We start from the raw sequence: 25,933 nt of genomic DNA on the forward strand, positions 1-25,933 counted from the left end.
GCTGCAATCGGAGTGGCTCTGTGTAAGTTGGTTTGTCTTATATGGAGTACCGGTATACTTACAAAAAGGAATAGGAGTGTGAAAGGTGATGGCAAAAGGCAATGAACAGCCAGGTTCTGGCACAGCAGTAGCGGGAGCAGCAGCAACAGGTGCAGCGGCACAGACGGAAAGCTCTCTTTTCCAAACGTATGCGCGTTATCCAATCAGTCTGGTCAAGGGTAAAGGCAGCTGGTTATGGGATGATCAGGGCAACCGTTATCTCGACTTCATGTGCGGACTCGCTGTAACGAGCCTTGGCCATGCACCGGAGAAAGTGGGAGCCAAGCTGAAGGCTCAGATTGATGAGCTGTGGCATGTCTCCAACCTGTTCCAAATTCCGGGTCAGGAGAAAGCAGCCGCGTTGCTGACGGCCAATACATGCGCGGATGCGGTGTTCTTCTGCAACAGTGGCGCGGAAGCCAATGAGGCGGCTATTAAGGTAGCCCGTCGCTATCATCAGAAGGTGAAAGGGAACGACCGTTATGAAGTGATTACGTTTGCCCAGTCCTTCCACGGACGGACACTCGCAACACTGACAGCAACAGGGCAGGATAAGGTGAAAGAAGGATTTTTGCCATTGCCAGCGGGATTCGTGACTGTTCCTTTGCATGATATTGCAGCACTGGAAGCGGCGATTGGCCCTAAAACAGCAGCGATTATGCTGGAAATGGTTCAAGCCGAAGGTGGCGTATATCCGGTCGAACCGGAATTCGTCAAGCATGTGCGGAAACTTTGCGACGAGCATGGTCTCTTGTTGATCGTAGACGAAGTACAGACCGGAATGGGACGTACAGGCAAGCTGTTTGCACATGAACACTACGGCATAGAGCCAGATGTGTTTACGGTAGCCAAAGGGATCGGCAGCGGCTTCCCGGTAGGCGCGATGCTGGGTAAAGGTTTCCTGCGGGATGCGTTTACGCCAGGCAGTCATGCAACGACATTCGGCGGTACGCCGCTAGCTTCTTCCGTGGTGATTGCCACGATTGAAACGATGCTGGAAGATCGCTTGTCTGAGCGCGCTGCTGAGATGGGTGACTATCTGATGAGCTCCCTGCGGAACCGTTTGGCAGGCAATTCATTTGTGAAGGAAGTTCGCGGATTGGGGCTTCTGGTCGGAATCGAATGTGCAGAGCCAGTAGGCGATATTGTTTTGGCCGGACAGAAACGCGGCATCCTGTTCGTCAACGCAGGGCCGAATGTCATTCGTCTGCTTCCGAATCTATATGTCAGCAAGGAAGAGATTGATGAAGCGGTATCCCTGGTAGCAACGTTGATTGAAGAGCACGTAGCAGCGAAGAAGGCCTAATCCATTTTGACAAAATGAAAGCTTGCTGTACTAGGGCCTTTCATGGCCCTGGCGCAGAACTAGATGATGAATCCCTGTAGCCGCGCGGAGAACTGCGGAAGATTAAAGTAAGCCATAGGCTGCCTGAGCGTGCGCTGCCACGGCTGCTCTCTTCTGCCCGAGCGGGTGCAGGGAACCGGATATAAGGAGGACAACATTCACATGACAGCACAACAAACGGAGAAAATCCAGAAGATTGATCTTAGAGGCCGTGATTTTATTGAGTTTACGGACTACACAGCCGAAGAGATCCGCTACTTGCTGGACTTGGCGATCGAGATTAAAGGCAAGCAAAAAAACGGCGTAGCCTATCAACCGCTGAAAGGTAAAACGATTGGACTTATCTTTGAAAAATCATCCACACGTACGCGTGTATCCTTCGAAGTAGGCATGTTCCAGTTGGGTGGACACGCGCTCTTCTTGAGTAAAAACGATATCCAGCTCGGTCGCGGGGAGACAACCCACGATACGGCTAAAGTATTATCCCGCTACCTGGATGGCATCATGATTCGTACCTTTGGACACCATAATGTAACTGAATTGGCGGAGCATGCCGATATCCCGGTTATTAACGGCCTGAGCGATGCTGCTCATCCGTGCCAAGTACTGGCGGACTTCCAAACCGTACTGGAGCACAAAGGCAAACTGGCTGGCCTGAAAATGGCTTATGTCGGAGACGGTAACAACATGGCTCACTCTCTCATGCTGGGTGCAGCGAAGATGGGCATGCATGTTGCTGTAGCGACGCCAAAAGGTTATGAGCCGGATAGCGCAGTGGTAGAGCAGGCGCGCAGCATTGCGAAGGAAAGTGGTTCTGAAGTGACTGTGACGTACAGTGCTCAGGAAGCTGTGAAGGATGCGGATATCGTTTATACCGATGTCTGGGCAAGCATGGGCTTTGAAGAGGAGCAAAAGGTTCGTGAGCAGGCTTTTGCTGCGTACCAGGTCGATGAGGAACTGATGAAAGGCGCGAAGCCAGATTACATGTTCCTGCATTGTTTGCCGGCACACCGCGGGGAAGAAGTAAGTGCGGGTGTAATTGATGGACCGAACTCCCTGATCTTTGATCAGGCAGAGAACCGGCTGCATGCACAAAAGGCCTTGATGGCTGCGTTAATGAGCGAATAGCCGCTGTTTACCTAAATGAGTTGATTTTAGGCGCAGGGTTAGCGATGATAGATAAAAGTTTATAGTAACTGAATTTGGGGAGGACCAACGAACATGGCTAAGGAAAAAATCGTACTCGCCTACTCTGGCGGGTTGGACACATCTGTAATTTTGAAATGGTTGAAAGAAACCTATGATGCAGAGATTATCGCATTCACTGCAGATATCGGACAAAAGGATGAGCTGGACGGCCTGGAAGAAAAAGCACTCGCTACCGGCGCTTCCAAAGTATATATCGACGATTTGCGCGACGAGTTCGCGAAAGACTTCATCTACCCGATGTTCCAAGCGGGTGCTCTGTATGAAGGACAATACCTGCTCGGTACAAGTATCGCTCGTCCGCTGATCGCGAAACGCATGGTCGACATCGCTCGTGCAGAAGGTGCTACTGCGATCGCTCACGGCGCTACGGGTAAAGGGAATGACCAAGTTCGTTTCGAGTTGAACGCAGCTGCGCTGACACCAGACGTTCAAGTCATTGCGCCATGGCGTTTGGAAGAATTCCGCAACCAGTTCCCGGGACGTGCCGAGATGATTGCTTATGCAGAGAAACACGGTATTCCGGTAACGGCATCCGCAGCTAAGCCTTACTCCACAGACCGTAACCTGCTGCATATCAGCTATGAGAGCGGTGTGCTTGAAGATCCTTGGTTTGACCCAAGTACAGACGAGAACAAAGACATGTTCCTGCTCAGCAATGCACCGGAAGATGCACCCGATCAAGCGGAATACGTTGAACTGGAATTTGAACAAGGCAACTGCGTAGCCCTGAATGGTGAACGTCTGAGCCCGCTGCAAGTGATGGAGCAACTGAACGAGCTGGGTGGTAAACACGGAATTGGCCGTGTCGACATGGTCGAAAACCGTTTTGTTGGCATGAAGAGCCGCGGCGTATACGAGACACCGGGTGGAACGATCCTGTTTACAGCACATCGTAAAATGGAATCCATCACGATGGACCGTGAGGTCATGAACCTGCGTGATAGTCTGATCACCCGTTACAGCACACTCGTGTACAATGGCTTCTGGTTCGCACCGGAACGTCTGGCACTGCAAGCGCTCGTAAGCGAAAGCCAAAAAAACGTAACAGGTACCGTACGTGTGAAACTGTACAAAGGCAACATCATTGGGGCAGGCGTGAAAAGCCCTGTCAGCCTGTACAATCCGGACATCGCTACGATGGAAGCTGATCCAACACAAGCATATGATCAAGGGGATGCAACCGGCTTTATCCGCCTGAACGCCCTGCGTCTGAAAGTTAATTCCGGCGTCGAACAAAACAAGAAATAATTCTTTAAAATAGCCTCATATCATGACCAATATCACTTTACAGGGCAGGCCGTTCTTGCACATCGGGCAGGGGCGGCTTTGTCCATGAACGAAAGGGGAGAACTCACCGTGAGCAAGCTGTGGGGAGGACGTTTTACCAAACAAACCAATCATCTGGTTGAGGAATACACGGCATCAATTAACTTTGACAAAGCTTTGGCTGAGGAAGATATTCAAGGCAGTCTCGCCCATGTAACGATGCTGGGCAAGTGTGGCATTTTGCCTGTAGAAGATGTGGAAACGATCAAGGAAGGCTTGATTACAGTACTGCACAAAATTCGTGCAGGCGAAGTGGAATTCTCTGTTTCAGATGAAGACATCCACATGAACATTGAGAAAAACCTTATCGAAACCATTGGCCCTGTCGGTGGCAAATTGCACACAGGTCGCAGCCGGAATGACCAGGTGGCAACAGACATGCACTTGTACCTGCGTGAGCGTGTAGTTGGTTTTGTCGGTATGCTGCATGCGCTGCAGGAGGCGTTGATCGGACAGGCCAAGGACAATCTGGATACAATCGTACCGGGTTATACCCATCTTCAACGTGCACAACCGATTCTGTTCGCCCATCACCTGATGGCGTATGTCTCCATGTTCCAACGGGATGCGGAGCGTCTGATGGACAGCTACAAACGGATTAACGTTCTGCCGCTGGGTGCAGGTGCACTTGCAGGAACAACATTCCCGATTGACCGCCACTTCGTGGCCGAGCAGCTCGGCTTCGACGGTGTGTACGAGAACAGCCTGGATGCGGTTAGTGATCGTGATTTTATCGTAGAGTTCCTGGCAGCTGCTTCCCTGATCATGACTCACCTGTCCCGTCTGAGTGAAGAACTGGTGCTGTGGAGCAGTACCGAGTTTGGTTTTGTTGAGCTGGACGATGCGTTCTGCACAGGCAGCAGCATTATGCCGCAGAAAAAGAATCCGGATGTACCTGAGCTTGTTCGTGGTAAAACCGGACGTGTATACGGCAACTTGATCGGTTTGCTGACGGTTTTGAAATCTCTTCCTTTGGCTTACAACAAAGACATGCAGGAAGACAAGGAAGGCATGTTCGATACGGTTGCTACGCTGGAAGGCGCGCTGCAATTGTTCGCACCGATGATTGCAACGATGAAAGTGAACAAGGACCGGATGCGCCAAGCGGTGAACCAGGACTTCTCCAACGCAACGGATATTGCAGACTTCCTCGTGGGTGAAGGCTTGCCATTCCGTCAGGCGCATGAAGTCATCGGTAAAACGGTGCTGTACTGCATCCAGAACGGCAAGTATTTGCTGGATCTGAGCATTGATGAGTTCCGTCAGTTCTCCCCGCTGTTCGACGACCGCATCTACGATGTGCTCCAACCGGAAGCGGTGGTTAACGCACGTAACGTCTATGGTGGCACAGCCTCTGGACAAGTGGCTGAAGCCATCGGACGCAGTGAAAAGGTGCTGGAAATTACGGCGCAATGGATCACTAGCCGAGGTTAACGCCAAGGTTGCTCTACATTGTTTATAAGGAAGGTATGGCTTCTTAAAACCCCTCAGGTCTGGAGTGGGTAAGAGATTCTGTTACATGAACTCTTACCGCAAGACCTGAGGGACTTTTTTCATTTCAGGAGATTATAAACGCGTGTTTAAACTGAAGTTCCAGAAGAAAGGTGCATTTATCTATGTATGTTTAGGAAGGGAAGAGTTGGTTAGTATCTGTCATTCCAGGATAATGAATATTTAGAATTTGTGCTAAATCCTTTAGTGACTTTGGAGTTGTGTGTTATATTCCTTTCCGAATTCTTTGATCTTTCGGACTCAGATAGCTCCATTAACAAGGTTTTTAGCGTGTTAAACGTTTGAAGTCCAATGTACTTCAGAAGCCGTATCTCCTTCTCACTAGCGTTAACAATGTCTTCAATGCAATCATAACCGTTCCTTCGCAGAATGTTGATTAACTTTTTTATTGTGTTTTCAGGAAATAATTCAGCATCAGCAACTTCCAACAGACATGAAATATCCCTGGATAGGGTTTTGTCATCTAACGATAATTGATCTCCTAATGTCACCATTTTCATCACCCGATGATTTCCTTTACAGTTATGGCCGTTGTTTTAGTGAGATCAAGGAAATCTTGATTCTCTAGTGCGATTAAAGGGCGAGTAGGATAATTTCTATCGACGAGTACGATCTTACCTTGTCTCCCATCAGATAACAAAACTTCGCAACCAAGTTGGGATGCCATTAATGATTCCAAAAAGGTTAACCCGATCTGGGACTCCAGACGATTATCCATAATTTCTTCGTGAATCATATTAACAACATTGAAGAAGGGGTGGGCTTCTCTGTATGGACGAGGGGATATCATGGCCATATAAATATCAGCAAGAGCGACTATTTTGCTCAGAGGGTCGATCTGATCACCTTTTAAACGATGCGGATAACCACTGCCATCTTCTCTTTCGTGATGCTCCAATGCAACCCGTGCTACACGAGGACTTGCCATGGAGTTCTTCAACATATCATGTCCCCAGATCGTATGCTGTTTCATGATTTCATATTCATTTGCATTGAATCTGGACGTTTTGTTGACTAAATCCGAAGGAAGCTTGGTTGAACCGATATCATATAGAGTTGCTGCAGTAGTCAATGTCTTTAATTCCTGTTCGTCCAAGCGAAGTTGTTTCCCCAGCTTGGTTGCAATGAATGCAACTCCCATGTTGTGGGTATAGCGAAAATCCCGTGTTCCCTTTAGCTCTGAAAGGAGTCGGAACAAGCTTGCTGAATTCGATGTGTCCATGATAACCGAAGTTAGTTTATCTTCAACTTCGTCAATATCCACTGTTCCGGAGAGTTCAAGGCTGTCTTTCATCCCTTTAAGATAGGACTCCGTTTGCTGAATAAGCTCTTTGGTTGGGATAGAAGGGAAATGAATACGTGGCTGATTGATATTTTCTTGATTATGGGTATGTATCTTATCACTCGTTTCTTCATCCACTTCATTAACTTCCAATGCCGACTCTACATCCAGAATATGAATATTGAATTTTTTTAGTTTGTCGATATGTTCAGGAAGAAGAAGGGTGCCTTTGGCTATTAGAAGTACGCCTCTAACATCCGTAATATTTTGTTTCAAATGTTTCCCTACTAAGTCATCGTAATCCTTAAACTCCATGCAGACTTCCCCCGATTTTTATGTATTATATGTATGTGCTTCTCTCATCTATAGAAAAGAAAGAGATGCGAAATAACTTAAATATAGAGTATGTAGTAACTTTATTCGGTTTAATTTTATTAGTTAATATGGCTCATCTTATATCTTCGTCATAATCACATTTTTATGTTATGGTACTTTCGGTACATTTAACAACGAGAATCAATTGATACTAATTACTCACTTAAACCAAATATATGAGCCGTTAGAAGGATGGGTTAGTGACGGGTAGTTCTAGTGTCTTGTATATTTCAAGCCAAATACCCGCTTCCTTTAGTAAGAAAAGCGGGTAAGCAAATTAAGAATATTAAACTAGAATATACGTTTTTGTTTATTTTTGTTTATTGCAAATTAAAGAGATTATGAGTGCATGAAAGGCAGGGAATCCTCTTACTTTCTTTCATTGCACCAAGCGCTTCCCTTTAGTTCCGTTCAGGCAGTGGCAGCCATCGCAGCACATTCTGAATCTTCTCATCCCAGTATGCCCAGTCATGTCCGCCAGGTTCTTCTTCATAGGTCAACTGAAAATCGGTCTGTGCACAAGCCTCACGGAAAGATTGGTTCTCCTCATACAGGAAATCTTCCGTGCCGCAGCATTGATATAGAAGTGGACGTGGTGCCTGACTAGCCTGACTTTCTTTTAGCAGATGAAGCAGATCATTCTCCGAGCCCTTGATCTCTGGTCCGAAGATACGCTCCATTTCGGTATGCTGCAATGCGGAGAGAATTTTGTTATCCATATGTGCAGCCATATCCAGAGCCCCTGATAAGCTTGCTGCGGCGGCATATTGCTCCGGTTTGCGCAGGGCCAGTTTGAATGCCCCGTAACCACCCATGGACAAGCCGGCAACGTAGTTGTCTTCCCGTTTGGAAGACAGCGGGAAGAAGGAGCGTGCCAGGGCAGGCAGCTCTTCGCTGATGAACGTCCAGTAACGTCCACCTTCAGCCATATCCGTATAGAAGCTGCGATGCACTTGCGGCATGACAACAGCGATTCCGAGGTTTGCCACATAACGTTCAATGGATGTCCGGCGCAGCCAGATGGAATCATCATCCGATAGGCCATGCAGCAAATACAGCGTAGGGTGAAGTCCTTTGCCCGAAACATTATCCATTCCAATCTGATTATGGGTCTGCTGTGGCAGAATAACGTGCATGCTCGTGCTGAGTCCTAGCGTGTCGGAGTAAAAATCACATTTAATGAGTGCCATCTCTACAAAGTAACCCCTTTCATGAATTCATTAACTGAATGTCCTGCCTGAGTTGAATGCGGTCACAGTTAATAGCTCCTTCGTTTCTATCACACAGGTTATACCCAAACCCCGTCCATTGCAACAACAACATTCATAGCTAAAGAAAGTGATGTATTAACTAAGATCAGACAGCGTTTAATAAGAAAGTTTAGTAGGAGATGGTTAATTGAAGTTAATTGTGAGCAAAATGATTTCTAAGCTTCACAACGTAACAATGTTATGTTACACTGTTTTCAACACAAAGGGGGACCATATATGACGGATGAATTGATCTCCAAAAAAGACTTGTTGGACCTCACGGGGATTTCCTATGGTCAGTTATACCGCTGGAAGCGGAAAAATCTTATTCCGGAAGAATGGTTTATTCGGAAGTCTTCATACACGGGGCAAGAAACCTTTTTCCCTAAGCAGCAGATCCTGACACGTATCGATAAGATTCTCAATATGAAGGATGGATTATCACTGGATGAGCTGGCAGATGTATTTTCGCCCACACTGGGTGAGGTTGAAATGTCTGCAGAACAATTAATGGATCGAAACATTGTTTCATTACCTTCACTTGAATTGGTAAAAGAGGCAGGACGGGAACAACCTATGTATGCTCTGGAGCAGATTATGATGCTCTATGTCCTCGAGAAGCTGCTGCTTAGCGGGGATATTACCCGTCAGGAGGGCTCATTGCTGATAGATGTCATGTCTGAGCATTATTACCGTTTTGCAAACAGAGCAAGTGAGCTGCTGCTAATTCGCAAGATGGGCGTACCGACATTCATGCTTACTGGTTCAGGATCAGAGCTTTATTTTGATCAGGGCGTCAAAGTGGTACTGAGACTTCCGCTGGGCACGTTTATGGAAGAGCTGAAACTCAAATTGGGATAAAGGGGAGAATGGACATGGAAGAACGTCATTTGAGAAATGATCTGAATGTATCAGGCTTGAGTCAAACAGCAGGTGGAGCCTTTCATCGGGTTTCCATTGATGGCATGGCTAAAGTAAACGGCAATCTGGATTGTACCTCCTTGAGTGTGAATGGGACGTTGAAGATGCACGGAGCCTTAAGTGCGGAAAGTGCAACCATTAACGGCATGTGCACGCTGAATGGCCCCTTGAACAGCTCCCGTGTTCGTGTGGATGGCCTGACAACCATTCATGGAAATCTCATTAGTCCTGAGCTTGAAGTAAACGGCAAGTGTACCGTACGTGGACGAGTGGATGGAGAACGCATCGATATTGGCGGCATGATCACTATTGATGGTGATGTGCAATGTGAGTCCCTGAACGTACAGGGCAATATCAAAATTAGTGGCTTCCTGAATGCAGGATCCGTTGAGATTAAGCTGCATACATCTTCTTCAGCCAAAGAGGTTGGCGGAGAACGTATTGATATTCGCCGTAAGGAACAAAGTGGCTTTTGGAAAAGTATCGGGCTGGGCGGTACACCATCCTTTAAAACATCCTTAATTGAAGGGGATGAGATCGTATTGGAAGATACGGAGGCTGATATTGTTCGAGGCAGCAAGGTATTTATCGGCCGTGGCTGCAGCATCAGGCTTGTCGAATACTCAGGCGAGCTTGAGATTGATCCAGATGCCAGGGTGGGCAGCAGCCAGCGCATCTAAGTTGGATTTTGAAAAAAGGGAAGTGATTCAATTGGATAACCATATCGTTAGTCCATCAGACAAGAAAAGTAACTATAGTATTATCGGTGAGGGCAGCTCCGCTGGCGGTGTGTACGCCAAGGTCAAGGTTGTAGGAGATTCCACCTTCAACAATGACTTATATTGTGATCAATTCAAATGTACGGGCACGTCGGTCATCTACGGATCTCTTGAATCAAACGATATTAATATTACGGGAACCCTAACCCTAACAGAACGAGTTATCGGCCCTGAAGATGAGAGTGGGAGTAGCGTATCCGGCTTACATGCAAAAGCTGAAAAAATGAAAGTGGTAGGTGAGTTTCATCTACCAGGTGACTGCCAGGCAGAGAATATCAAACTCAATGGTCGTTTTACGGTCGGAGGCATGCTTACTGCTGAACAAATGACACTTAAAATCATGGGTCCGTCTGAAGCCATGGAAATTGGTGGTTCAATCATCGCTGTGAAGAGTGGCCGAGGGAAGCTGCTCGATGGTTGGTTCGCGAGTAATGCAAGTAACCCATCGATCCTCAAGGTAAGCCTAATTGAAGGAGATAACATTGAGTTAGAGAACACGGTAGCCGAGGTTGTCCGGGGAGATAAAATAAAAATTGGCCCAGGCTGCCAAATTGGTACAGTTGAATACCGTTCTTCTCTGCAGATCCATTCACAATCCGAAGTTTTGGTTCAGCGCAATCGGTCCGTGGACTGATTATTGGGGGCGGCTTTTCGGATATACTATTTCAGTCATATGAATAGAGCGTGAATGGAGAGATTGAGTACAATGGTTGCACGTAAAAACAGTATTGGATTGGTGCTGGCAGGGCTGCTGCTCAGCATACTGATGGCTTCGATGGATAACACCATCGTGGCAACGGCGATGGGGGATATCGTCGGGAAGCTGGGTGGCCTCGACAAATTCGTTTGGGTTACTTCAGCTTACATGGTCGCCGAGATGGCAGGCATGCCGATCTTCGGTAAATTGTCCGACATGTATGGACGGAAGAAGTTTTTTGTATTTGGAATTATCGTGTTTATGCTTGGGTCGGCGTTATGTGGAACAGCAACATCCATTGTGGAGTTGACCATGTACAGAGCCATTCAGGGGATTGGTGCAGGTGCCTTGGTGCCAATTGCGTTTACCATCATGTTTGACGTGGTTGCACCGGAAGCGCGGGGCAAGCTGGGCGGATTGTTTGGGGCTGTCTTTGGATTATCCAGCGTATTCGGCCCGCTGCTGGGTGCGTACATCACACAGTACGCCACGTGGGAATGGGTATTTTATATTAACCTGCCGCTCGGACTGATTGCGTTTGTGTTTATTGCGTTTTTCTACAAGGAATCACATCAGCATCAATCCCAGCAGATTGACTGGCTGGGTGCCGTGACGCTGATTGGTGCTGTCGTGTGTTTGATCTTCGGCCTTGAATTGGGTGGCAAAACGTATGCCTGGAACTCGTGGCAAATTCTCGGTTTGTTCGCCGGATTTGCAGTGCTGGCGCTGCTGTTCGTATTTGCCGAATCGAGAGCGAAGGAACCGATTATATCCTTTAACATGTTCCGCAACCGCGTGTACTGGTCCAGTAATGTCATTGCCATGTTCAGTGGTGCGGCATTTATCACAGCATCGGTGTACATTCCCATCTTCATTCAGGGTGTGCTCGGCGGTAAGGCGACCAATTCAGGTCTTGTTTTGCTGCCCATGATGCTGGGTTCTGTCGTAACCGCCTCAATGGGCGGGGTGCTGATGACCAAGATCAAGTATCGGAACATCATGATTCCAACACTGGCGCTGCTGGTTCTCGGTCTCGGCCTATTAACCACACTGGATGCCGATTCGTCCCTCTGGACAATTCGTGTATTTATGGTTCTGGTTGGCCTGGGTGTCGGTGCCTCGTTCTCGGTGCTCAGCAATGCGGCCATGAATGCATTCGAACCACAGAGACGTGGTGCCGCGAGTTCCACGCTTAACTTTTTGCGATCGCTTGGAATGACGATGGGGATTACGATCTTTGGGATCGTGCAGAGCCAGGTATTTACACGCAAAATGAACGATGCCCTCGCCGGAGCTGCTGCCGAAGCAGGCGGGTCAGAGACTGGAGCACCGGCAGGCGGCATGCCTGAGGGCTTGAATCTGAGCGATCCGCATGCCTTGCTCTCCCCAGAGCTTAGACAGGCGATTCCGCCTCAGGTGCTGGAAGCGATCACTCAAGCGTTGTCCTCCTCGATCGTGCAGTTATTTGCCTGGGCGGCCATTCCAGCGGCACTGGCTCTGATTGCTGCTTTCTTTATGGGAAAAGAAAAGATGGTTATCGGCGAGGAACAGGGAGAATACACAGCAGGGCATTAATTTGAAGTGAACAACAAAGACACACCATTCTATCTCCACGCGGAGCAATAGAGAGGTGTGTTTTTACGTTGTCCAACTCTTATGGCTGTTTGGTATCACTCACACCGTCCTCTACAACAGAAGGCTCCTGCGGATCTGGCAGGCTGCTATGACCTGAACGTGCGATAAGGCGATCCTGAGCTTTGTAGGTATCTCGCGAAATGGTTTTGGACTCCACCACTTTGCCATCCACCTTCTTGATACGTACGGTTTCCACAATGTAGCCAGGCTGTCCGTTTTGCAAAACCTGCTGGGCGCCATCCGGCAGCGCGTTGCTGGATACATACTTTACAGGGGCGCTTAACGTTTCGATGGTGTGGGATTCGAGTGCGTAGCTGACATTCTCGGGAAAAGTACCAAAAAATTTGACGGTTAATTGGTGATTCTTCACTTCAGCAAGGATCAGCAGGGATTTGCCCGTATTGTTCTTGAAACGGAAATTGATAGCGCCAGAAGCAAAAGTGGCGTCCAGTCCTTTTGGCAAATATTTGACGGGTATCGAATGGTTACGCCGCTCGACAATATCGAGCCCGGTTAACAAGGCCGCATTGTATACAGTGCTGGACACCTGACATATGCCTCCGCCAACCCCCGGGGTGAGACGTCCGCTCACAATGACCGGAGCCTCGCGAAAGCCGTATTCCTTCTCGGCATGTCGAATGATCTTTTCATAGTCGAACATGCCGCCAGGCTTCAAAATCATGCCGTTCACGGATTGTGCTGCTGCACTGACATTATGTATGCGTCCTTCCGTGCTGCTTCCCAGCCCTGTGGAGAACTGGATGATCTTCCGCTCAATACCTTCCTTGCGTAAAGACTCCAGCGTTACTTGAGGCTGCTGGGTGTATAACGGCAGCTGAATTAACAGTGAAGCAGGTGTGTTCGCATTGTCCAGCACGGTGAGATCGTGGGGAAGCTTCGCCAGCAGCCTGGCCTCCAGTTCATCCCAGGCGATCCGCCGGACGCCCTTCTCGGGGATGTACTGGACCTTGTCGTTTGCGGTGATCCGCCGGACAGCGTCTGCGGGGGTGCCGAAGGTTTCCTTTTCCCACTCAGGGCTCAAACGTGTTCTAAGGGATTGGATATTGTACCGTTGTTCGAGAGGCCATTCCTCCGCGAAATGATAACGGGCATACGCACGTTCCCACACATTCCCTTCCTCCAGCTTATGCACCGCTGCACAAAAGGCGTCCGCACTGTAATCCGCACCGGCTTCGATCGCAGTCATGTTCAGCGTCAGGGAGGGCTCATCCACCTCCAGCGTAACAGGCCAGTCCCCCAGCTTTTTCAAACGTTCGTCCAGTCCCAGCAGTGCCTCGCTCCGATTCACGCCGCCGACCTGCCAGCGGCCAACCTGCACCTTACTCGGCAAAGCGGGCTGGTTCACATACATATACAACAATCCGTAGGAAGCGGAGCCGATAAAGACAATTGAAAACACGACAATGACGGCCAAATGTATTTTTTTCATATCCGTACGCTCCTTTATACTTCTGATGTTCCGCATTTCGTAACACTTTCTATATATATGATCCAATGCAGGAAAACTTTCGGGTACTCAATAGGTAACAAATTTGTTACAATATATTTTATATGTTTCCATCCAGAGGATCGAAATAAGGGTAAAATGGATTGCTCCTGATGAATTTCAGGTCTTTTTAAAGGAATTGCCGGGATTGTGTCGAAATGATAATGGCTAACTATGTGAGCAGGAAGTGATGATGTGATAGAAATGCAGGACGTGTGGAAGACCTACGCCAATGGGACCCACGCATTACAAGGGGTGTCGGTGAAGATCGACCGCAATGAATTTGTGTATATCGTCGGTCCGTCCGGCGCAGGTAAATCAACATTTATGAAACTGATGTACAGAGAAGAAATTCCGACCAAAGGACAAATATCCATCAATGGATTTAATATCGGCAAGTTGAAACCACGCAAGATTCCTTATGTGCGCCGCAACATCGGTGTAGTGTTTCAGGACTTCCGTCTCTTGCCCAAGATGACGGCATTTGAGAACGTGGCTTTTGCCATGGAGGTTATTGAGGCACCGAAGCGTCACATCAAGAAACGGGTCATGGAAGTGCTCGATCTGGTGGGACTGCGCAGCAAGGCGAATCGTGAACCTTCGCAATTGTCCGGAGGGGAACAGCAGCGTATTGCCATCGCACGGGCGATTGTAAACAATCCGTCAGTGATTATCGCGGACGAGCCTACGGGTAACCTTGATCCCGAGACGTCATGGGGCATTATGCAGCTGCTGGACGAGATCAATTTCAGAGGAACGACGATTGTCATGGCAACCCATAACAAGGATATCGTGAACACGATGCGTAAACGGGTTATCGCCATTGAGCGTGGCCAGATTGTACGGGATCAGATGAGAGGGGAATACGGTTATGAATTTTAGTACTCTCTTGCGCCATTTGCGGGAGGGATTCAAAAACGTATTCCGCAACGGCTGGATGTCTGTAGCATCCATCATGTCGATCATCGTGTCACTGCTCATTCTCGGAGTATTTATGCTGCTCGTGCTGAATGTGAACTCCATGGCTAACCAGGTGGACAGCCAGGTGGAGATCAGTACGTTTCTGGAGCTGAATGTGGATGAGAGTCTGCGCAATACGCTGCAGCAGGAGATCAGTGCCATGCCGGAAGTAAGCGAGATTCGCTTTGTCTCCAAAGAAGAGGGACTCAAGGAGTTCCGCGAACGTCTTGGTGACAGTGCGAATAACGTGCTGGACGGTTTCGATGTGGATAATAATCCGCTGCCGGAGACCATTGAAGTGGAGGTCATTGAACCGGAAACCGTCACTTTTGTGGCGCAAAAAATTGAAGCCCTGAACGAAAAGCATCCGGAGAAGCCGATCATGAAAGTGAACTACGGCAAGGAAACGGTGGAAGTACTGTTCAAATTTACACGCCTTGTACGGAATATCGGATTTATTTTTGTCGGGGGACTGGCTCTGATGTCCATGTTCCTGATCTCGAATACGATTCGCGTAACGATTCTTGCCCGTCGCCGGGAGATCGGCATCATGAAGCTCGTCGGTGCAACGAACACATTCATTCGCTGGCCTTTCTTTATTGAAGGAGCACTTATTGGATTTATCGGTTCAGTGATTACGGTAGCAGTACTGTTCTTCGGTTACAGCCGCCTGCTGGCTACCATTGGTCAGGATGTATTCATGCAGATGCTCAACCTGATCCCGCTCAGCGACATTTGGCTGCTGTTTGGAACCCTTTTGATCGGACTCGGTGTGCTGGTAGGTATTTTGGGAAGTACACTATCCATTCGCAAATCACTTAAGGTTTAATGTTTTATTACTGAAATTGCAGAAATTGTCGAAATAGAATGACAAAGCAGGTTCACAATTGGACGCTGTTTGACGATATGTAGGGAAGACGCACTCTTAATTAGATGGAAGAAAGCAAGCATAAGAACATGATGTTCACCACCTGTGCAGGTTGCTTTCTTGTGAATTCATAGGATGGGGGATCACCATTTTGAAAAAAACAGCTTCGCTGCTGGCCTTTACGTTATTGGCCGGTTTGACGCTTCAACCTTCGGACGGATATGCCAAGAGTAGCATTAGCGACATAGATCAACAGATTAAGCAGCTGGAGGGCAAGGCGGCTGCGGCCAAACAGGAACAGAAAAAGGCTGCTTCCAACAAGAAGGAAGCCCAGCATTACAAGAACAAAACCAACGCCTATCTGAAGGTTGTCATGGAGCAGATCAATGTTGTCAGTGATGAACTGGCGAACGTTTCCCTGGAAATTGAGAACACGGAAGAAGATCTTCGCACGACGAAAAAAGATCTCCAGGCTGCAGAGGAGCGCATTGTCGCAAGGGAGAAACTGCTGGAATCACGTGTACGTCTGATGTATACCGATGGAGCCGTATCCTATCTGGATGTGTTGCTGTCTTCAACAAGCTTCTCGGATTTTCTGACACGTGCAGATTCGCTGAAAACCATTGTGGATCAGGATCAGCATCTGCTGGATGAGCACAAAAAGGACAAGCAGCTCGTTGTCGACAAAAAGGCTGAACTGGACAAGCAGTATGCGGAAGCCAAAAGCCTATATGCACAAAAGAAACAACGCAAAGCCCAGTTAAATGAAAAGGAACAGGAGAAGCAGGTACTTCTGGCTTCCTATGATGCTAAAATTGAAGAGTCGGAAGAGCTGACGCAGGAGCAGGAAGATGTGTTGATTCAGATCGCCAGCAAGCGTTCAGCATTGCTTCAGGAAAAAAACAAACTTCGTGAGCAGCAGGCAGCCGCCGCTGCCAAAGCAAAAGCAGCCGCAGCAGCTCGGGCTGCAGCAGCAGCGAAGGCGCCAACGAAAGTCAGCACAGGCAGCAGTGAACCCGTGTATACAGCGGGCAATGGGATCTTCTCCAAACCGGTATCCGGCGGACGCATTTCCTCGCCATTCGGTCGTCGTACACACCCTATTACGGGTGAAGTAGGCAAGATGCACAATGGTACCGATTTTGCTGTACCTGTGGGAACCTCGGTTCACGCGGCATCAGGCGGTATCGTTATCATGGCAGAGTGGTACAGTGGTTACGGTTATACCGTTATCGTAGACCATGGTGGCGGACTCTGGACATTGTATGGTCACCTGCGTGAAGGCGGATTTAAGGTAAGCAAGGGAGATACGGTGAGCAAAGGAGACCTTATTGCCGAGTCGGGCAACACAGGTAATTCAACCGGACCTCACTTGCACTTCGAAGTTCGTGAAAATGGTACGCCAGTGAATCCAATGAATTACCTGTAATGGATTGCTTGTGAAGGAATGGAAAAGACATATTCCGTACAAGCTAGACATATACTAAGCTGGCATGTTCAGGGAATGGATTCGGGCAAATGGAATCTGACACGCTTCAAAACTAAAGGCGGTGAGCAAACGGATGATGAAGAAAAGATCGGCGCTGCTGCTTGCCATTGTGGCCCTCCTTGGAGGGAGCCTGCTTACGCTGGTACTGATGAGTTATCCCGGTGTGGCCAATCAGACCACTTCGGGTGAAGGCCTGCTGGCCAGTGTAACCGGCAATACGCAGCAGAAGAACGATTTGAAGAAGATTGAAACCGCAATGGATTTGATCTCAAGCAACTATTATAAAGATGTCGATAAGACCAAGCTGATCGATGGTGCGATCAACGGCATGATGGAATCCCTTGGCGATCCATATTCCAACTACATGGGTCAGGAAACGGCTGCCCAGTTCGAGGAATCCATTGAAGGATCCTTTACTGGGATCGGGGCCGAGGTATCCTCGCAGGATGGAAACGTCGTTGTCGTTTCCCCGATCAAAGGATCACCTGCCGAGAAAGCAGGCATTCGGGCGAAAGACATGATCATGTCTGTGAATGGCGAATCTCTGCAAGGTCTTGAATTAAACAAGGCTGTTAACAAAATCAGAGGTCCAAAGGGCAGTGAAGCCAAGGTCCAAGTGAAGCGCGCCGGTTCTACAGAATTGATCGAATTTACCATTGTGCGTGATGATATTGATCTGGAGACTGTGTATGCCCACATGGAGGATAACGGTGTAGGTGTCATTACCATCACTCAATTCTCGCTGAATACCGGAGAACGCTTCAAGGAAGAGCTGGCCAATCTGGAGAAACAGAACATGAAAGGTCTGGTCATTGACGTTCGTAATGATCCAGGCGGTGTACTGCAAGTCGTTATCGACATTGCCGAGCAGTTTGTTCCAAAAGGCAAAGTGATCGTGCAGGTCGAGGACAAAAACGGCAAACGTGAGCAAAGCAAATCGAATGGTTCCAGCAAGTCGTACCCGATTACGGTACTGATGAACAAAGGAAGTGCAAGTGCGTCGGAAATTTTGGCCGGTGCATTGCAGCAGTCTGCAGGCGCAACGCTGGTTGGCGAAAACTCCTTTGGTAAAGGCACAGTACAGACGAGCTATGACAAGCAAATGGGTGATGGCAGCCTGCTGAAAATCACCATTGCAAAATGGCTGACTCCGAATGGAGACTGGATTCATGAAAAAGGCATCAAACCGGATATTGCGGTGAACCAGCCGGATTACTTCTCGGTTGCACCGATTAACAAAGAGAAATTACCTTTGAAATATGACAGCAATAGCACGGATGTGAAAAGTGCGCAGACGATGCTGAGAGGACTCGACTTCAAGCCGGATCGTGTAGATGGATACTATGACCAGAAGACGCAAGAAGCGGTCAAAGCATTCCAGAAGCAGAAAGGCATTGAGGCCACCGGCGAGATCGACGAGAAAACCGCTGAATCACTGGAAGCGGCTCTGATTGAACGTATTGCCAATCCTCAATATGATGCACAGCTGAAGCGCGCGATCGAAAATGTCTCAAAGGATATTTAGACCGTCGTGTCGAAGCCATTAAGAAGGCTGATTATCAGCCTTCTTTTTTTCTGAACCGGCTGAAAGAGAGGGGTGACGGGCCATCATGGAATGGGCTTGGCCATGGTTAACGACATTAGGGGAAGCAGTGCTGCAGTTGTTTACTCAGCCGTTTTATTATATTTCGGTCATTTTGATTGCACTGATCTATCATCGTCAATTATTACAGGAACGTAGGTTGTTTCATGTTCGTCTGCAAAGCTCCATCACCCAGACGATCCGTGCCTTACTCGGAGGTATCGTCATTGGTATCATTGTCTCGGTGATATCCATCTTCCTGGGGACGCATCTTACACTCACTAGTGTCATTTGCATATGGGCCGCAACGTTAATTCTGGCGTTGTTCCGTATTCGCTATCTGTGTTTTGCCTACGCGGCAGGGCTGCTTGGCGTAGTGCAGTTTGGGCTGAACCTGGCCTCAGGCTGGCAGCCGGCGGGATGGCTAGGCAGTGTCACGGATGCATTGCGTGCGCTGGACATGCCTGCTTTATTGGTACTGGCTGCCTTACTGCATCTAGGTGAAGCGATGCTGGTTCGTTTGCAAGGGGTATCCATGGCTTCGCCATTGCTCTTTGAAGGCAAGCGCGGCAAGCTGGTCGGAGGATACCAGCTGCAGCATTTCTGGCCGATCCCGATGCTGATCATGGTACCCTTAACGGGGAGCGGAGCAGAACTTGCTTGGAGTCCTCTCTTGAATGCAGGAGGCGGCTACATGCTGATGGCACTTCCGATCCTGCTTGGATTCGGAGAGGTTACGCAGAGTATGCTTCCTGGGCAAAAGGTACAGATATCCGCCAAGCGGCTCTTGCTCTACGGGACAGGCCTGCTTGTGCTCAGTCTCTTGGCGGCGTGGTGGTCACCACTTATGGTGGTTGCCGCTCTGGCGGCATTTATCGGCCATGAATTTCTGGTGTGGTACAGTGGGTTCGAGGAACAGCACCGCAGTCCGGTGTTTGTTCATCCGGTCCATGGCTTGAAGGTGCTTGGCATTATTCCGGATAGCCCTGCTGCAGAGCTGGGCATCGAAGCAGGAGAGACACTGTATAAGGTGAACGGTGTGATGGTAGACTCACCGGAAGAACTGCATCGTGCACTGCGGATGAATCCAGCCTTTTGCAAACTGGAAGTTCGTAATCATCAGGGTGAGAGCAAATTTATGCAGCGGGCCATCTATGAAGGTGAACATCATCAGCTAGGTGTGCTTATGGCTCCGGTCAACCATGAAGCTTGGGCAGTGCAGCTGCGTCCGCTGACGTTGTTCCATATCATCACACTCAAATTGTTTGCCCGTCGCAAAAACAGTCGCAATGATGAGGCTCCGCTGGCTCTGCCGGCTCCGGCCGTGAACGAACAAGGATCAGTAGAAATGTAATCAATAAAGGGTACTTCACCGCTTGGAAAGCGAGGGAGTACCCTTTGTGCGATGTGAAGCTAATTCTTCAACATAAAGATGGCGATCTGTGTCCGATCACGCAGGCTTAGTTTTCCGAGAATTTCGGTGACATAATTTTTGACCGTACCTTCACTCAAGAACAGTTTAGCTGCAATTTCCTTGTTGGACAGCCCCTCCGATATCGCTTCTGCAACGGCCAGTTCGGTTCGTGTCAGACCGTAAGCATCAAGAGGTGGTTGTGGATGTGATTGGGGAGCCGCAGATGGACGAAGCAGCCCCGCAAGCTTGCGGGCAATATCGGGGTGAATCAGCATATCACCGTTATGTACTGTTTTGATGCCTTGAATAATTCGGTCGGGAGGTACATTTTTGAGCAAATAACCGCTAGCACCGTTCTGCAGAGCCTGGATAATGTATTCGTCGTCGTCAAATGTCGTCAGCATCAGTACACGCATGTCAGGGAAGCGGGACTTGATGATACGGGTACCCTCCACGCCATTGCAGTCCGGCATGCGGATATCCATTAATACAACGTCGGCAGCGGTTCCTGACTCCAGCAGCTCAAGTGCCTCACGTCCATTGGAGGCCGTGCCCGTGACAATAATGCCAGGATCAAGTCCGAGCAGGACCTTCAGGCTCTCACGAATAAAAGAGTCATCGTCCGTGAGAATCAGCCGAATGGGCTGGATTTGATCAGCTTCTTTATGTTTACTTGTTTCCATTCGTTCAGACATGAGCAAAATTACTTCCTTTCTCAGATCAAATCAGCTTTCTTCATCATGGGCAAACGTGTAGTTACGGTGTAAGGGTAAGCCTGCCGGATCTCAAGCCGGCCTCCAATGGATTCTGTGCGGAGTCGCATTCCTTCATGCCCCATTCCCGATGGGCCCGAATCTGCTTCTGTGCTGCGGTTCGATTGCATGCCCTCAGGCTGGGCTCTTGCTGACTGCTCCGCTTTGATTACTCCATCATTGCTGACCGACATGGAGACTTCGCGTTCCCCGTACTCCATTTCCACCGTAATCGTACTGGCGTTTCCATGTCTGAGGGCATTGGTTAGCGCTTCTTTGGCATTTTTATATAGTACGATCTGCATGCTTGGATACAGCTCACGGGATGAACCGCGGACTTCATAACTCGTCTTCACCCCCGTCTCCCTGCCTACCTCTTCCAGAAGAAGATCCAGTGCATAGGCTTCGGATACATATGAACTGGAACGCAGTTTGTGAAGCGTAGAACGCATGTCATCCATGCTTGCCGCCAATTGATCGCGTATTTGTCTCACCATTTCCGTACCTTTTTCGGTATCCAGAGGAAGGGTTAACAGGGCAGCCTCGGACATCATTTTCGTACGAATGAGGCGGTGTCCGATATCATCATGAAGCTGCCGTGAAATCCGGGTCCGTTCTTCCTCCTGAGCTACTCCCTCAAGCTGCTTCGTGAACAGCAGCAATTGTGCACGAGCGTCTTGAAGCTCGTAATGTTTACTGCGAAGCTCGTCATATACCTGTTCCAGCTGTCCGCGACTGCTTGCCATTCTGGAACCCTGCCAGGAGAGTGCGGCGGTAAGGACAAGGATCAGGTTTCCCACCATTCTTCCCGCTGTCTCCTTCAGGAAGGGGAATTTAGGTTGGGTAGGAAAGGAGGCAAACCAAGGAAGCAGCTCTTGAGGCGGAGTGTATTGCCAATGTAACGCTATATTTGTGGCGATAAGCTGAGCCCCCAACATCAACCAGCGGTTTGTCCCTTCGAGTCGATACATATACACATAAAGTATGGATAAGGACAAAAACAACATGAAGGGTCCGTATACAGCAATCAGCCAGCAGCTCCAGAGCATTTCAGCCAAGATGAGCAGCACATACCGAGCACGAGAACGGGCAAAGTCCTTGCAGACAGCGAGTCCGAGGGCAATGATGATATACAGCGTATATAAATCATCCCGGTCCAAGGGCTGCATCAAGAGGTACAGGACCGCAGGAACGAGGATCAAACCGTATTGCAGAATACGCATCGGCATAAGTAAGAAACATCCTTTTAAAATAGAATGGGAAATTACGGGTAATGCACCCCTGATTATAGCACAGCCTGCTTCTTATGCAGGAGATGACTTAAGTCACCTTCATCTTATGACCTTTCGTACCTTCGCGGGACCATGGGATTCGATACAATACAGATATGAAATCTGGCGGCGGGATGCTGGAGTGGAAGAGGAGTGTATGAGCGATGGCTATTCTTGAAATGGAACATGTGGTAAAACGGTACGGCAGCAAACTTTCGGTGGATCACTTGAATCTTAGTGTGGAGCGGGGGGAGATATTTGGACTCTTGGGGCCGAACGGAGCAGGCAAAAGCACCACTATCAGTATGATTGCAGGACTGCTCAGCATCGATCAGGGCGAAATCCGGCTGAATGGCATCTCAGTGAAGGAGCGACCGCTTGAAGTCAAACGCAAGATTGGACTTGTGCCGCAGGATCTGGCGCTGTACGAAGCGATGACTGCTGCGGAGAATGTCACTTTTTTTGCCAGGCTATACGGACTTCGCGGGAAACTGTTGAAGGAGAGGGTACAGGAATCGCTCGAATTTGTCGGGCTGCAGGATAAAGCAAAGGATGCTCCATCCACGTTCTCTGGCGGGATGAAACGCAGGCTGAACATCGCATGTGCCATTATGCACCGGCCGGATCTGATTATTATGGATGAGCCAACGGTAGGAATTGATCCCCAGTCGAGAAATCATATTTTGGAATCTGTGCGCACGCTTAACAAGATGGGGTCAACCATTATCTATACAAGCCATTACATGGAGGAAGTCGCGGCGATCAGTAACCGGGTGGCGATCATGGATCAGGGGCACATCATTGCCTGTGGCACCGAAGCGGAACTGAGAGAGCGGGTAGCGTCCGAGGAGAAAATCGTGCTAAGCGCTTCGGGGATTGGACCCGGTGCCGTTGAGGAACTAAGGCTTCATCCGCGTGTACGTGCGGTAGAAGCGGCAGGAGATACCCTGACCATTACGCTGCCTTCGGCACAGCAGGACCTGCAGGATATCCTTTTCATCTGCAGCAAACACGAGATTGCCATTCAGTCGCTCCAGGTTGAAGAGCCCGATCTGGAGACGTTGTTCCTCAATCTGACCGGTCGAACGCTGCGGGATTAGGAGGTGGCATGGATGAACATTTGGCATATTTGCATGTTTGAAATAAGGAGGATTCTGAGAATCCGATCTGTTCTCTTGAACCTGTTTGTTCTGCCGCTGCTGCTGATCTTTATTTTGGGAGCTGCGTTATCCAGTACGATGGATACGGGGGAGGACAACGTGCCTGGACAGGTACGCGTGGGAGTGATTCAGACAGGTTCGAATTCAGGTTCAGTCACAGAAGCCTTGAACGCATTTGTGGCGGCTCCGGCTGTATCCGAAATGATGAAAGTACAGCACTTTACGACCGAGGGGGAAGCAGAGCGTAATCTTCGGCAAGGTGAACTCGATTTTGCAGTCTTGATCCCGCCCGATCTGGAGGAACGGATGACGAAGGGGGAAGAGGCAAAGCTGCAATGGATTCTGGGGAAAGACGGCACACTGAACATCGTAGGTGAGACGTTGTTTACTCGCTTCACGGATGAACTGAACAGGCATATGGCAACAGTGGAAGTGTTGGGACCGGAAGCAAGTATGGCCGTGGCATCCACGGTTGATGAGGGCGCAGCCAATATCTCTTATGTTAACGTTAGCAATCCTGGAACCGCAGGTACCTCATACAGTGCCTCTCAATATTATGCTGCATCCATGCTGGCCATGTTTATGTTATACGCAGGCATGACGACGAGCAACAGCCTTTTTAGTGAGCGGGACAAGAAAACCTTAACCCGTCTGCAGGCTGCTCCCGTAGGCAATGGTGTCATTTTCGCAGGGAAAATTGCAGGTAACAGCCTCCTGGCCTTCATGCAGGCGCTGATTATTGTTCTGATGACCTATTGGTTATACGGCGTGAATTGGGGGACACATCCTTGGTTGATTGTTCTGATCTGCGTTCTGATCACCATATCTTCAATGATGATTGGTGTGATTGTGGCACTCGTGAGCAAAAGTGCGGCATCTGCTTATGCGTTAATGCAGGGCATCATCATTGCCATGACATTTATTAGCGGTGGCTTCACCCCGATTGCCATTGATTTTGTACAGCGGATTGGTGAATTTACGGTGAATCACTGGGCTCTGCAAAGTTTCCTGCGGATGATGCTGAACGCATCGATGAGCGAGATTATGCATAATATCCTCATGCTCGGTGTTGTGAGTGCCGTCTTGGTTGCCATTGCAGCTGTGATCTACGGGAAGGTGGGATACCGCTATGAATAGTCTGAATATTGCTTGGTTAATGATCAAACGCACCATAGGACGCAAACGGGGATTTATGGCTTTCCTGCTGCTTCCGTGCCTTGTTGTCACAGGCGCAGTTGCGTTATTTGGGAGTGAGCAAGCCACGCGGGCGGTTATTCCTTATGTAAACGAGGATCAAGGGGCAGCGGGTACATGGATTGTGAATGAACTTAGGGGCAAGGAAGAATATCTGCTCAAGCCGATGAACACGGAGGCAGAACTGCGAGAAGCCATTACCCGGCAAAAGGGGAATGCGGGAATCATCATACCTGCTCATTATACGGATGACTTGCTGCAAGGGAAGAACGTATCAATCGAGCTGGTTGAACTCCGTGTCAGTGAGAGCTCCTACACGCTGCGGGCTGCAGTGGAAGGGATGGCTAGCGGACTGCATCAGTCGGCCCAGGTTGTGATGGCGGCAACGAGTGCAGCATCAAATCAAGAAAAGATTGCAGAATCTGCAGCAACTCAAGAGCCATTCGAGCAGCTGCTGCAGAAAACGGCGGAACATCAGATCTCCGGCGAAGCTACCGACCTGCAGATGTATCCCAAACCAGGACTGAACAATGTGACCGGATTTACAATCATGTTCATGATGGGGCTGCTGACCAGCGCAGTAGCTGTCATTATGGAAGACCGCAGGCAGCGGACGATGGCCAGAGTGTACACCGCTCCTGTTCGTGCATATGAAATTGCTCTCGGCAACTTCCTGGGCAGCTTTGCCATCGGCATGATTCAGATTTTACTGGTGCTGGGGATCAGCAGGTGGGTGCTGCACTATGACGCAGGTATTCCATTTGGCGTACATTTCCTCATCCTGGCTGCGTTTATGCTGGTATCCATGGGGATTGCGAGTACGGTGGCCGGATTGATCCGTGAATCCAAAAACGCAAACGTCCTGAATTCGCTTATTATCACGCCAACCTGCATGATCGGAGGGTGCTTCTGGCCGCTGTCGATTATGCCGGATTATATGCAAAAGCTGGCGAACTTTGTCCCGCAAAAATGGACGATCCAAGCCGTTGAGACGATCTCTGCAGGCGGCACGCTGTCCGACATCAAACTGCCGCTGCTCATTCTGTGCGGCATGGCTGCCATATTGCTGACGGTCGGATCGGTTATTCTCCGACCCAATCAGCCTGGTGTAGACGCATAACCTATGGAAATATGCTGCGATCATCCAGGATTGGTTCATTTAATCGATAGAAAGACTTTCATAAATTCGAACGGCCGGGTGCACATTTGTGTATCCGGTTTTTGGGCTGTAATCAGGTAGGGAAGGTGCCAAGGGTCTGATTCGTGGTGCCTGCTTTTGGGTAAATCAGTGAAGTTATACCTATGTCCTCAGGTTGTTAATCTATGATAAATTGTTCGTTAAGGAATGAATTAGACAGGGTCCATC

The 25,933-nt window shown here is 49.0% G+C and carries 21 protein-coding genes; 16 read left to right on the forward strand and 5 right to left on the reverse strand.

The window, feature by feature from the left end; all coding sequences use genetic code 11:
* Nucleotides 1-88: 88 nt before the first annotated feature.
* The 4 genes from AC3WQ3_RS24780 (at nucleotide 89) to argH (ending at nucleotide 5,353) form a co-directional block, all read left to right on the forward strand.
* Entirely contained in the window at nucleotides 89-1,345 is a 1,257-nt protein-coding gene (locus AC3WQ3_RS24780) for an aspartate aminotransferase family protein (protein ID WP_492473974.1), read from the forward strand.
* A 201-nt stretch (nucleotides 1,346-1,546) separates the two neighbouring features.
* Nucleotides 1,547-2,512 (forward strand): ornithine carbamoyltransferase, encoded by a 966-nt coding sequence (gene argF / locus AC3WQ3_RS24785; protein ID WP_095359908.1) that lies wholly within the window; start codon nucleotides 1,547-1,549, stop codon nucleotides 2,510-2,512.
* 93 nt (nucleotides 2,513-2,605) lie between these two features.
* The gene (locus AC3WQ3_RS24790; RefSeq protein ID WP_095291411.1) at nucleotides 2,606-3,841 is read left to right on the forward strand and encodes an argininosuccinate synthase; all 1,236 of its coding nucleotides are present in this window, start codon (nucleotides 2,606-2,608) and stop codon (nucleotides 3,839-3,841) included.
* 108 nt (nucleotides 3,842-3,949) lie between these two features.
* Complete coding sequence (argH, locus tag AC3WQ3_RS24795) at nucleotides 3,950-5,353, forward strand: argininosuccinate lyase (RefSeq protein WP_492473975.1); 1,404 nt, start codon at nucleotides 3,950-3,952, stop codon at nucleotides 5,351-5,353.
* 577 nt (nucleotides 5,354-5,930) lie between these two features.
* Here the strand turns inward: argH and AC3WQ3_RS24800 are convergent.
* Complete coding sequence (locus AC3WQ3_RS24800; RefSeq protein ID WP_492473976.1) at nucleotides 5,931-7,028, reverse strand: HD-GYP domain-containing protein; 1,098 nt, start codon at nucleotides 7,026-7,028, stop codon at nucleotides 5,931-5,933.
* Between the two features lie 461 nt (nucleotides 7,029-7,489).
* Nucleotides 7,490-8,278 (reverse strand): alpha/beta hydrolase, encoded by a 789-nt coding sequence (locus AC3WQ3_RS24805; RefSeq protein ID WP_492473977.1) that lies wholly within the window; start codon nucleotides 8,276-8,278, stop codon nucleotides 7,490-7,492.
* Between the two features lie 297 nt (nucleotides 8,279-8,575).
* Here AC3WQ3_RS24805 and AC3WQ3_RS24810 point away from each other — a divergent pair, with 297 nt between their 5' ends.
* The 4 genes from AC3WQ3_RS24810 (at nucleotide 8,576) to AC3WQ3_RS24825 (ending at nucleotide 12,310) form a co-directional block, all read left to right on the forward strand.
* A complete protein-coding gene (locus tag AC3WQ3_RS24810; protein WP_492473978.1) occupies nucleotides 8,576-9,199 on the forward strand; it encodes a YhbD family protein in 624 nt (207 codons plus the stop codon).
* 14 nt (nucleotides 9,200-9,213) lie between these two features.
* Nucleotides 9,214-9,939 carry a polymer-forming cytoskeletal protein gene (locus tag AC3WQ3_RS24815; protein ID WP_492473979.1) on the forward strand — a complete coding sequence of 242 codons (726 nt, stop codon included), beginning with the start codon at nucleotides 9,214-9,216 and terminating at the stop codon, nucleotides 9,937-9,939.
* A complete protein-coding gene (locus AC3WQ3_RS24820) occupies nucleotides 9,854-10,672 on the forward strand; it encodes a hypothetical protein (RefSeq protein ID WP_492473980.1) in 819 nt (272 codons plus the stop codon). The genes AC3WQ3_RS24815 and AC3WQ3_RS24820 overlap by 86 nt, the downstream gene beginning before the upstream one ends.
* A gap of 72 nt (nucleotides 10,673-10,744) precedes the next feature.
* Nucleotides 10,745-12,310, forward strand: coding sequence for an MDR family MFS transporter (locus tag AC3WQ3_RS24825; RefSeq protein WP_492473981.1), 1,566 nt, complete (start codon nucleotides 10,745-10,747; stop codon nucleotides 12,308-12,310).
* Between the two features lie 79 nt (nucleotides 12,311-12,389).
* On the opposite strand, the gene AC3WQ3_RS24830 is transcribed toward AC3WQ3_RS24825, so the two are convergent.
* Nucleotides 12,390-13,820, reverse strand: coding sequence for a VanW family protein (locus tag AC3WQ3_RS24830; protein WP_492473982.1), 1,431 nt, complete (start codon nucleotides 13,818-13,820; stop codon nucleotides 12,390-12,392).
* Nucleotides 13,821-14,072: 252 nt separating this feature from the next.
* Between AC3WQ3_RS24830 and ftsE the strand changes: the two genes are divergently transcribed.
* The 5 genes from ftsE to AC3WQ3_RS24855 all read left to right on the forward strand — a co-directional run bounded on the left by ftsE (nucleotide 14,073) and on the right by AC3WQ3_RS24855 (nucleotide 20,130).
* On the forward strand, nucleotides 14,073-14,759 hold the full coding sequence (gene ftsE / locus AC3WQ3_RS24835) for a cell division ATP-binding protein FtsE (RefSeq protein ID WP_095291427.1): 687 nt from the start codon (nucleotides 14,073-14,075) through the stop codon (nucleotides 14,757-14,759).
* Nucleotides 14,749-15,666 carry a permease-like cell division protein FtsX gene (gene ftsX, locus AC3WQ3_RS24840; protein ID WP_336782120.1) on the forward strand — a complete coding sequence of 306 codons (918 nt, stop codon included), beginning with the start codon at nucleotides 14,749-14,751 and terminating at the stop codon, nucleotides 15,664-15,666. The genes ftsE and ftsX overlap by 11 nt, the downstream gene beginning before the upstream one ends.
* Before the next feature lie 190 nt (nucleotides 15,667-15,856).
* Complete coding sequence (locus tag AC3WQ3_RS24845; protein ID WP_492473983.1) at nucleotides 15,857-17,134, forward strand: murein hydrolase activator EnvC family protein; 1,278 nt, start codon at nucleotides 15,857-15,859, stop codon at nucleotides 17,132-17,134.
* Nucleotides 17,135-17,267: 133 nt separating this feature from the next.
* Nucleotides 17,268-18,719 carry a S41 family peptidase gene (locus tag AC3WQ3_RS24850; RefSeq protein WP_110758674.1) on the forward strand — a complete coding sequence of 484 codons (1,452 nt, stop codon included), beginning with the start codon at nucleotides 17,268-17,270 and terminating at the stop codon, nucleotides 18,717-18,719.
* Between the two features lie 85 nt (nucleotides 18,720-18,804).
* The gene (locus tag AC3WQ3_RS24855; protein WP_492473984.1) at nucleotides 18,805-20,130 is read left to right on the forward strand and encodes a PDZ domain-containing protein; all 1,326 of its coding nucleotides are present in this window, start codon (nucleotides 18,805-18,807) and stop codon (nucleotides 20,128-20,130) included.
* 59 nt (nucleotides 20,131-20,189) lie between these two features.
* Here AC3WQ3_RS24855 and AC3WQ3_RS24860 read toward each other — a convergent pair whose 3' ends face one another.
* Together AC3WQ3_RS24860 and AC3WQ3_RS24865 are read right to left on the reverse strand one after the other, a co-directional pair.
* Nucleotides 20,190-20,873, reverse strand: coding sequence for a response regulator (locus AC3WQ3_RS24860; protein WP_492473985.1), 684 nt, complete (start codon nucleotides 20,871-20,873; stop codon nucleotides 20,190-20,192).
* A gap of 32 nt (nucleotides 20,874-20,905) precedes the next feature.
* Nucleotides 20,906-22,171, reverse strand: coding sequence for a sensor histidine kinase (locus AC3WQ3_RS24865; protein ID WP_492473986.1), 1,266 nt, complete (start codon nucleotides 22,169-22,171; stop codon nucleotides 20,906-20,908).
* A gap of 206 nt (nucleotides 22,172-22,377) precedes the next feature.
* Between AC3WQ3_RS24865 and AC3WQ3_RS24870 the strand changes: the two genes are divergently transcribed.
* Genes AC3WQ3_RS24870 through AC3WQ3_RS24880 form a run of 3 tightly spaced genes read left to right on the forward strand, consistent with a single transcriptional unit; the run spans nucleotide 22,378 to nucleotide 25,687 of the window.
* A complete protein-coding gene (locus AC3WQ3_RS24870) occupies nucleotides 22,378-23,313 on the forward strand; it encodes an ABC transporter ATP-binding protein (protein WP_492473987.1) in 936 nt (311 codons plus the stop codon).
* 33 nt (nucleotides 23,314-23,346) lie between these two features.
* Nucleotides 23,347-24,510: an ABC transporter permease gene (locus AC3WQ3_RS24875; RefSeq protein WP_492473999.1), complete on the forward strand. Its 1,164-nt coding sequence runs from the start codon at nucleotides 23,347-23,349 to the stop codon at nucleotides 24,508-24,510.
* Nucleotides 24,503-25,687 (forward strand): ABC transporter permease, encoded by a 1,185-nt coding sequence (locus AC3WQ3_RS24880; RefSeq protein WP_492473988.1) that lies wholly within the window; start codon nucleotides 24,503-24,505, stop codon nucleotides 25,685-25,687. The genes AC3WQ3_RS24875 and AC3WQ3_RS24880 overlap by 8 nt, the downstream gene beginning before the upstream one ends.
* Nucleotides 25,688-25,933: the final 246 nt, after the last annotated feature.

Source organism: Paenibacillus sp. FW104-T2 (assembly GCF_058789975.1).